The following is an 8,877-nucleotide window of genomic DNA, read 5'->3' as shown; positions in this document are numbered from 1 at the left end:
TAGTCCATTACTGTGTCCCATGACTAACTCGTCGTATCGTTTTGTCAGTCGGGCATCTAGCCCGGTCATTTGATATCCATGCCGTCCTTTTATAGACCAGGATCGGGAGATGTGTAGATACCAATGCCCATCGCGGGCAAGCCCGGCTCCCACGGGGTCCGCGTCAACGAGGAAGATTTGGGGTGTTCGTCAAATCGCAGACACAAAAAAACCGCAGTGGGCGAAACCCATGCAGTTCTGTTGAAGCGTTCTATGTTCGTTAAGGTGGTGCCCCCACCAGCCACACCCCGGCACACAATGTTCCCGCTGTGGCTGCTGCCTTCCGGCTCTGACCAGGTTCACGGGTAATCGTTGCGGGGGGACCGATGGGGTCACCATAACGACGCTCACCTGTCGGCGAGCCGCGCCATTGTACCTATCTGAGGTGAAGTTACAACCGTTGGTTGTAGATAAAAAATATGAATGGCTTCAAGGACATAAAGATCGCAGCCTGCGACAGCTCCTACAGGGTCAGAACCTCATCCGCCTTGCCGCCCGCGCGCTGGATCACCAGGTGAATGAAATGCAGCTTGGCAATCGCCGCTGCCGGCAGCACGAACGGATAGAAATCCGGCTGGCCCATGCTGCGTGACAGTTCGTTGAGCATCCCGGCCAGTTCGATCCACGCGTTGACGAACGACAGGAAGGCCTCGCCACCGGGATGCTCCGGATCGTAGAGCGTACTGGTCGGGAACGGCTGGTAGTCGAAGTCCATCTCCCGCGCGCTCATGCCAAAGCCCAGCGCAGTGTCCACCGCGTCCATCATGTGCAGGTAATGCGCCCAGGTTTCCGCCCAGTCTTCCCATGGGTGCATGGTCGCGTAGGCGCTGACGTACTGCTGTGGCCAGTCCAGCGGCGCGCCCTGCTGATAGTGACGATCCAGCGACTCGGCATAACTGGCGCGTTCATCGCCGAACAGGTTGCGGAATGATCCGAGCCACGGGCCGTTGGCAATCAGCCGATCCCAGTAATAGTGCCCGACCTCATGACGAAAATGCCCAAGCAGCGTGCGATACGGCTCGTGCATCTGCGCCCTCACCTGCTCGCGATGGGCATCGTCGGCTTCTTTGATGTCGAGGGTGATCAGGCCGTTGGCGTGGCCGGTCATCGGCGCTTTGCCTTCGAGGTCGACGCCGATGAAGTCGAAGGCCAGTCCGGTTTCTTCATCCACGGTTTTCGGGATGACCTGCAAGCCGAGCGTGATCAGTTGCGCGACCAGACGACGCTTGGCGATCTCGACCTTGCGCCAGCGTTCAGGGTTGTCCGGATCGGACAAGTCGGGGATGGTGCGATTGAGGCTACAGGCGATGCACAGGCTGTCATGGCCGTTGAACGGCAGCAGCCAGTTGCAGGCGGCAGGTGTGTCGAGGTTGGCGCAGCGGCGGAACAGTCCGGCGTCGGGGTCGGCGTCGAGCGTCCAGGTGCCGTCCTGCGGGCCGGGTTGCAACGAGGCCAGGCGACTTTGTTCGGGTTGGTAGCCCAGCAATGCGCTGCACGCCAGGCACTGGCTGTTGCGAAAAAACAGCGACTGGCCGCAGCGGCACGGCCAGACTTTGCTGTTGCGTGAAGACTCGCCCATGAACGGCGCGACGATGCGAGAACTGAGCTGCTCGAAAAAGCGGTACATGGCGATCTCTCCCTGGGGCTTGCCAAGACTAGATCATTCTCGCCTAGAGATCGTTCCCACGCTCTGCGTGGGAATGCCGCCCCGGACGCTCCGCGTCCGCTGTGACGCAGAGCGTCACGGGATGCGTTACCACGCGGAGCGTGGGAACGATCAGTCAGGCGCTGATACCGTGCCCTTTGAGGAACGCGACAAACGCCTCTTCGTCCATGACCTTCACGCCCAGCTCGTTGGCCTTGGTCAACTTCGACCCGGCGCCCGGACCGGCGACCACGCAATGAGTCTTGGCCGACACCGAACCCGCAACCTTGGCGCCAAGGCTTTCCAGGTGCTCCTTGGCGACGTCACGGCTCATTAGCTCGACCTTGCCGGTCAGCACCCAGGTCTCGCCGGACAGCGGCAAACCTTCGACAACTTTTTTCTCGCTCTGCCAGTGCATGCCGAAATCACGCAGTTGTTTCTCGGCGCCCTCGGCAAGCTGACGATGCTCCGGCAGCGCAAAGAATTCACGCACCGAATTCGCCTGTTTCTCCGGCAACGCCTGACGCATGTCGAGCCAGTCGGCGTTCATCACCGCTTCCAGCGAGCCAAACTTGTCCGCCAGTTTCTGTGCGCCACCGGGGCCGACCGATGGAATGTGCAGCTTGTCGAGGAAGCCACCCAGCGTGGTGCTGGCAGCGAATTCGGCGCCTAACTCACCCTGATCCTGAATCTGCAAACCATGACCGAGCAATTCGCTGATCACCTGCTGATTGTGCGCATCTTCAAAGAAGCTGTGAATCTCGTGCGCCACTTCCAGGCCAACATCCGGCAGGTAGGTCAGCACTTGCGGCAGAGCTTGCTGCACACGCTCCAGCGAACCCAATGAGCGCGCCAGCACCTTGGCTGTTTCTTCGCCGACATCAGGAATACCGAGGGCATAGATGAAACGTGCCAGGCCAGGCTTCTTGCTGTCGGCAATGGCTGCCAGCAGTTTGTTGCTGGAGACTTCGGCAAAGCCTTCCAGATCGACGATGTCGTCGAACTTCAGCGCGTACAGATCGGCCGGCGAACTGACCAGACCTTCGTCGACCAGTTGCTCGACGCTCTTGTCGCCGAGGCCTTCGATGTCCATCGCACGGCGCGACACGAAGTGGATGATCGCCTGCTTCAACTGCGCGCCGCAGGCCAGACGACCGACGCAGCGATACACCGCACCTTCGCTGACCGTTTCCTTGCCCTTGCTGCGCTTGATCAGTTGCGTGCGCTCGACGTGCGAGCCGCACACCGGGCAATTCTCAGGGATCGCTACCGGGCGTGCATCTTCAGGACGCCGTTCAGTGACCACTTGCACCACTTGCGGAATCACATCACCGGCACGTCGGATGATCACGGTGTCGCCGATCATCAAGCCCAGCCGTGCGACTTCGTCCATGTTGTGCAGCGTGGCGTTGGCCACGGTGACGCCAGCCACCTTGACCGGTTTCAGACGCGCCACCGGGGTGACAGCGCCAGTGCGGCCAACCTGGAACTCCACATCGAGCAGCTCGGTGAGTTCTTCCATGGCCGGGAATTTATGCGCGATGGCCCAGCGCGGCTCGCGGGCGCGGAAGCCCAGCTCACGCTGATCCGCAATGCTGTTGACCTTGAACACCACGCCGTCGATTTCGTAGGCCAGCGAGTTGCGACGTTCGCCGATGTCGCGGTAGTAATCCAGGCATTCGCCAATGCCTTTGGCCAGTTTCAGTTCGTGACTGATCGGCATGCCCCACTTCTGCAACTGCTTGAGGTTGCCGATGTGGGTGTCGGAAATATCGTGGGAGACCTGTCCGATGCCGTAGCAGCAGAATTCCAGCGGACGGTTGGCAGTGATCTTCGAATCCAGCTGACGCAAACTGCCCGCCGCCGCGTTACGCGGGTTGGCGAAGGTCTTGCCGCCGACTTCCAGTTGCGACGCGTTCAAACGCTCGAAACCGGCCTTGGACATGAACACTTCGCCACGCACTTCCAGCGTCGCCGGCCAGCCTTCACCGTGCAGCTTCAGCGGAATGTTACGCACGGTGCGCACGTTGACGCTGATGTCTTCACCCGTGGTGCCATCGCCGCGGGTAGCGCCACGCACCAGCACACCGTCCTGATACAGCAGGCTGACCGCCAGGCCATCGAGCTTCGGCTCACAGCTGTATTCCACCGCCGCGCCGCCACCGAACAGATCACCGGCCGGCAGATCCAGACCTTCGGTCACGCGGCGATCGAACTCGCGCATGTCGGTTTCTTCGAAGGCGTTGCCGAGGCTGAGCATCGGCACTTCGTGACGCACCTGGGTGAAGGCGGTCAGCGCCACGCTGCCGACACGCTGAGTCGGCGAGTCGCTGGTGATCAGTTCCGGGTTGGCCGCTTCCAGCGCCTTGAGCTCGCGGAACAACCGGTCGTACTCGGCATCCGGAATGCTCGGCTCATCGAGGACGTGGTAACGGTAGTTGTGCTGATCCAGCTCAGCGCGCAGCTCTAGAATGCGATTTTTGGCGGCGGTCATGGTGTTCTCTCATAAAGCAAAAGAGCAGCCGAGGCTGCTCAATCTATTTTGCCGATTGCCTCTTTATAGCGAGGCAATCTTTTCAATCAACGCTTCTGGGTCAGGGCGCGGCGTTCGAATTCGACGATGCGCTGACGGTAGTGCTCGATGGTCTGTGCGGTCAGGACGCTGCGCTGGTCATCTTTCAGTTCGCCGTTCAATTCCTGAGACAGCTTACGGGCAGCGGCCACCATCACGTCGAAGGCCTGCTTCGGATGACGCGGGCCTGGCAGGCCGAGGAAGAAGCTCACTGCCGGGGTGCTGAAATGGTCGATGTCATCCAGATCAAAGATGCCCGGCTTGACCGCATTGGCCATGGAGAACAGCACTTCACCGTTGCCAGCCATGCTTTCGTGGCGGTGGAAAATGTCCATTTCGCCGAAACGCAGACCGCTTTCCAGAATGTTCTGCAACAGCGCCGGGCCTTTGAAGCCGGCGGCGTCGCGGCAGATCACGCTGATCACCAAGACTTCTTCAGCTTGTGGCTGATCCTTCTCGACCACGGCAGGCGAAGGCTTGCTGTCTTCGACGAAGTCATCGTCACGGCTGCTGAAGTTCGGGCCACCGTCCAGATCAAGATCCAGATTCAAGTCACCCTGGGCCGGACCGTTGCTGCCGCGCTTGCCACGCTTGGAGCCGGATTCGCGAGGCTCGCGTGCTTCGCGGGCCGGCATGCTCACCGACGGCAGATCGTGTTCGTCCAGTTGTGGCTCTTTATGTGTGTCCAGGACGCGGGCCGGGCCCAACAGCTCAGCGCTGGTGTCCTCGTCCGGCAGGTTGGACAGACTTCGGTCAAGACGGAACTTCAGTTTTCCCTTGCCGCCGCGCATACGGCGCCAGCCATCGAAAAGAATACCGGCAATCACAATGATGCCGATGACGATCAGCCACTCGCGCAGACCGATTTCCATGTAATCCCGTGCCTCTATAAAAAATGCTGAAAAATAAGGGGTTTACACTGTGCAAACCGCTTTAAAACGTGGCGCCAACTCTATGTTCTGACAGGCGTTTTGCCCACGTATACGAAAAATTGACATTAAACTAGCACGACCAAAGACAACTTTACACCGTCTGTCTCATTGGCTTGCGCGAATATGTCGATTGGCCAGCAAGTCGAAGCCAGTAAAAAAGTCCTACAAACCCCTAATACCTTTCCGACACGACGCTGACTCAGGCGTCCACCATCGCCATCGCCTCCTCGACATCCACGGCTACCAGTCGCGAACAACCCGGCTCATGCATCGTTACCCCCATCAACTGCTCGGCCATTTCCATGGCGATCTTGTTGTGGGTGATATAGATGAACTGCACGGTCTGCGACATCTCTTTAACCAATCGTGCGTAGCGTCCAACGTTAGCGTCATCCAGTGGTGCGTCAACTTCATCGAGCATGCAGAACGGCGCCGGATTCAATTTGAAGATGGCAAAAACCAGTGCCAGTGCGGTCAGGGCTTTTTCCCCGCCGGAGAGCAAATGGATGGTGCTGTTCTTCTTTCCTGGCGGCTGCGCCATGATCGTTACCCCTGTATCGAGTAGATCTTCGCCCGTCAGTTCCAAATACGCCCGTCCACCACCGAAAACTTTTGGAAAAAGTGCCTGTAAACCGCCATTGATCTGATCAAAGGTATCTTTGAAACGGTTTCGGGTTTCCTTGTCGATCTTGCGGATGACGTTTTCCAGCGTCTCCAGTGCTTCCACCAGATCGGCGTTCTGAGCATCCAGATAACGCTTACGCTCGGATTGTTGCGTGTATTCGTCGATGGCCGCGAGGTTGATCGCACCCAGGCGTTGAATCCGCGCATTGATCCGTTCGAGTTCTTCTTCGGCTTCGCGTTCACTGGCCTGCGCCGTCAATGTCGCGAGCACGCCGTTGAGATCGTAGCCGTCTTCCAGCAGTTGATCCTGCAAAGCCTTGCGGCGCACGGTCAGGGCTTGCCATTCCATGCGTTGCTGTTCGAGCTGACCACGGATCAGTTGCGATTGCTGCTCGGCCTGAGTCCGGCGTTTTTCCGCGTCGCGCAGTTCGCGATCGGCATCTTCCAGGGCGATCTGCGCGGTCTTGAGTTCTTCGTCGACGGTCATGCGCTTGTCGAGCAGCTCTTCGAGTTTCAGGCGCAGCTCTTCCAGCGGTGCCTCGCCCTCCTCCAGATTGAGACTCAACTGTTCGCGCTTTTCAGTCAGACGTTCGGACTGCATTTCCAGACGTTCCAGCGCCTGGCGCGTGGAGTCGTGCTGCGCGCGCAACGAGCCGAGACGCACGGCCAACTGATGCGCGTGATCCTTGTGCTGCCGCGCTTCCTGACGCACGCGGTCGAGGCGCTCGCGCAGGCTATCGCGCTGGGCCAGCAGCAACTCGCGCTGCTCGGTGTCCAGCGCCATGGCGTCGAGGGCTTCCTGCAATTGCATGCGCGCTTCGCCGATGTGTTCGTGCTCAAGTGCGCGCTGCTCGCCGAGCTCGACCAGCTCCTCATCAAGGCGAGTACGACGCAGCGTCAGTTGTTCGGCCTTGGCCTTACCAGCGGACAGTTGGGCTTTTAACTCGCCTTGCTGACGGGCTTCATCCTGCAGCAAGCGACGCAAATGTTCGCGACCGTTTTCCTGCTGACGCTGTTGCGCGCGCAGGGTTTGCAACCGGGTTTCCATGGACTCGACCGTGGCTTCGCGCTCTTCGCGCTCAAGGTGCCGCGCTTCGATTTCCTGGCCACGAGCGAGCATGCCGCTCTCCGCTTCACTGGCGCGACGCACGCGCAGGAAATGCCGGCCGACCCAGTAACCATCGCGGCTGATCAGACTCTGGCCGGCACTCAACTCACCGCGCAAGGCCAACGCCTGCTCCAGACTGTCGACCGGTTTGACCTGACCGAGCCATGGCGACAGATCGATCTGCGCCTCGACCTTGTCCAGCAAACTGCCCGCCACTCGCACGCCGTCGGTGCCGGGGCTGAGCAGGCGCAAATCGCCCTGGGTGAAACCGGACAAATCGAAACCGCTGAAATCATCCACCAGCACCGCTTGCAGATCGGCGCCGAGCACGGTCTCCACCGCCAGCTCCCAACCCGCTTCCACCTTCAGGCCTTCGGCCAGACGCGGACGTTCAGCAAGGTTGTGTTCCTTCAGCCATTCGGCGGTGCCGGTGCCCGGATCGAGCGCGGCTTGTTGCAAGGCTTCAAGCGATGCGAGGCGACCGTTGAGGCGCTGCAAATCGCCCTGCGCCTGTTGCTGCGCGGTCAACGCTTGCTGCAACTCCTGACGCAGTTGTTCGAGCTTTTCGACCTGCGCTTCTTCGCTGGTCTGCAAATCTTCAAGGGTCGCTTCGGACTCGGCGAGCTGCTCGTTGAGCTCCATGATCGCCGCGTCTTCGGGATCGGCCGAGAGCAGCGCGCGCTCTTCGCCGAGACGTTTCTGCCGATCAGCCAGGCGCTCCATGCTGGTTTCCAGTTGCTGGATGCGCGACTGCTGCACTTCGGCCTGACGACGCGGTTCGGCGGCGGTCAGGTTGAATGTGTCCCACTGCTCCTGCCAGCCATGCATGACGGATTCGGAATCTTCCAGCGCAGCGGCAGCTTCTTCGGCGGCGGCGCTGGTGATTTCCTGCTCGGGGGTGAGCATGTCCAGCTCTTCGCCGAGGGTCAGCAGCAAGGTGCGGTCGTGACCGAGGTGCGATTCGGTTTCCAGGCGTGCGCGCTCGGCTTCTTTCAGATCGTCCTGCAACTGACGCAGACGTTGCTGGCCGTGCTGGATGCTCTGCTCGACCCGGGCGATGTCGCCACCGACCGAATAGAAGCGCCCTTGCACCAGATTAAAGCGCTCCGACAGATCGTGGTGCCCGTCGCGCAGGCGCTCGATGGCCGCATCGGCGTTACGTTGCTCGGCGACCAGCGCTTCGAAACTGACTTCCTGAGTGCCGATGATCGACTCGCGCTGGCCGACCTGTTCGTTCAGATCCTGCCAGCGCAGCGCCGACAATTGCGCCTTGAGCTGACGCTCTTCGGCTTTGAATTCCTGATACTTCTTCGTCGCCTCGGCCTGACGGTGCAAGCGTTCGAGTTGACGCTCAAGTTCGTCGCGCAGGTCGGTCAGACGGGCGAGGTTTTCGTGGGTGCGGCGGATACGGTTTTCGGTCTCGCGCCGGCGCTCCTTGTACTTGGAGATGCCTGCTGCTTCTTCGATGAAGTTACGCAGGTCTTCGGGCTTGGACTCGATCAGCTTGGAGATCATCCCCTGCTCGATGATCGAGTAACTGCGCGGGCCGAGGCCGGTGCCGAGGAAGATGTCGGTGATGTCACGACGACGGCATTTGGTGCCGTTGAGGTAATAAGTGGTCTGGCTGTCGCGGGTGACTTTGCGGCGAATGGAAATCTCCGCGTAGGCCGCGTATTCGCCCAGCAGCGTGCCATCGGAGTTGTCGAATACCAGTTCGATGCTCGCCTGACTCACCGGTTTGCGGCTGGTCGAGCCGTTGAAGATGACGTCGGTCATCGACTCGCCACGCAGGTTTTTCGCCGAACTTTCGCCCATCACCCAGCGCACGGCGTCGATGATGTTCGACTTGCCGCAACCGTTCGGCCCGACGACCGCCGCCATGTTACTGGGGAAGTTCACCGTGGTCGGGTCGACGAAGGATTTGAATCCCGCCAGTTTGATGCACTTGAGCCGCACG

Annotated in this window: 4 protein-coding genes and 1 other RNA gene; all 5 read right to left on the bottom strand. The window is 60.2% G+C overall.

Annotated features, from left to right (window positions below):
- Positions 1 to 271 precede the first annotated feature (271 nt).
- The 5 genes from ffs to smc all read right to left on the bottom strand — a co-directional run bounded on the left by ffs (position 272) and on the right by smc (position 8,876).
- Positions 272 to 368, bottom strand: an RNA gene (gene ffs / locus IAI51_RS23675) — signal recognition particle sRNA small type.
- 134 nt (positions 369 to 502) lie between these two features.
- Positions 503 to 1,666 carry a putative zinc-binding metallopeptidase gene (locus tag IAI51_RS23670; RefSeq protein WP_187680670.1) on the bottom strand — a complete coding sequence of 388 codons (1,164 nt, stop codon included), beginning with the start codon at positions 1,664 to 1,666 and terminating at the stop codon, positions 503 to 505.
- A 154-nt stretch (positions 1,667 to 1,820) separates the two neighbouring features.
- Complete coding sequence (ligA, locus tag IAI51_RS23665; RefSeq protein ID WP_187680669.1) at positions 1,821 to 4,178, bottom strand: NAD-dependent DNA ligase LigA; 2,358 nt, start codon at positions 4,176 to 4,178, stop codon at positions 1,821 to 1,823.
- 86 nt (positions 4,179 to 4,264) lie between these two features.
- Positions 4,265 to 5,128 (bottom strand): cell division protein ZipA, encoded by an 864-nt coding sequence (gene zipA, locus IAI51_RS23660; RefSeq protein ID WP_187680668.1) that lies wholly within the window; start codon positions 5,126 to 5,128, stop codon positions 4,265 to 4,267.
- 259 nt (positions 5,129 to 5,387) lie between these two features.
- On the bottom strand, positions 5,388 to 8,876 hold the full coding sequence (gene smc / locus IAI51_RS23655) for a chromosome segregation protein SMC (RefSeq protein WP_187680667.1): 3,489 nt from the start codon (positions 8,874 to 8,876) through the stop codon (positions 5,388 to 5,390).
- Position 8,877 lies beyond the last annotated feature (1 nt).

Origin of the sequence: Pseudomonas sp. N40(2020) (assembly GCF_014472415.1) — a bacterium.
Taxonomy (GTDB): domain Bacteria; phylum Pseudomonadota; class Gammaproteobacteria; order Pseudomonadales; family Pseudomonadaceae; genus Aquipseudomonas.
This window is presented reverse-complemented; position numbering and strand designations above follow the sequence as displayed.

Bases quoted from the DNA above. Each gene is read 5' to 3' on its own strand.
- ligA (WP_187680669.1), bottom strand. From the start codon at position 4,178: ATGACCGCCGCCAAAAATCGCATTCTAGAGCTGCGCGCTGAGCTGGAT.
- zipA (WP_187680668.1), bottom strand. From the start codon at position 5,128: ATGGAAATCGGTCTGCGCGAGTGGCTGATCGTCATCGGCATCATTGTG.
- IAI51_RS23670 (WP_187680670.1), bottom strand. From the start codon at position 1,666: ATGTACCGCTTTTTCGAGCAGCTCAGTTCTCGCATCGTCGCGCCGTTC.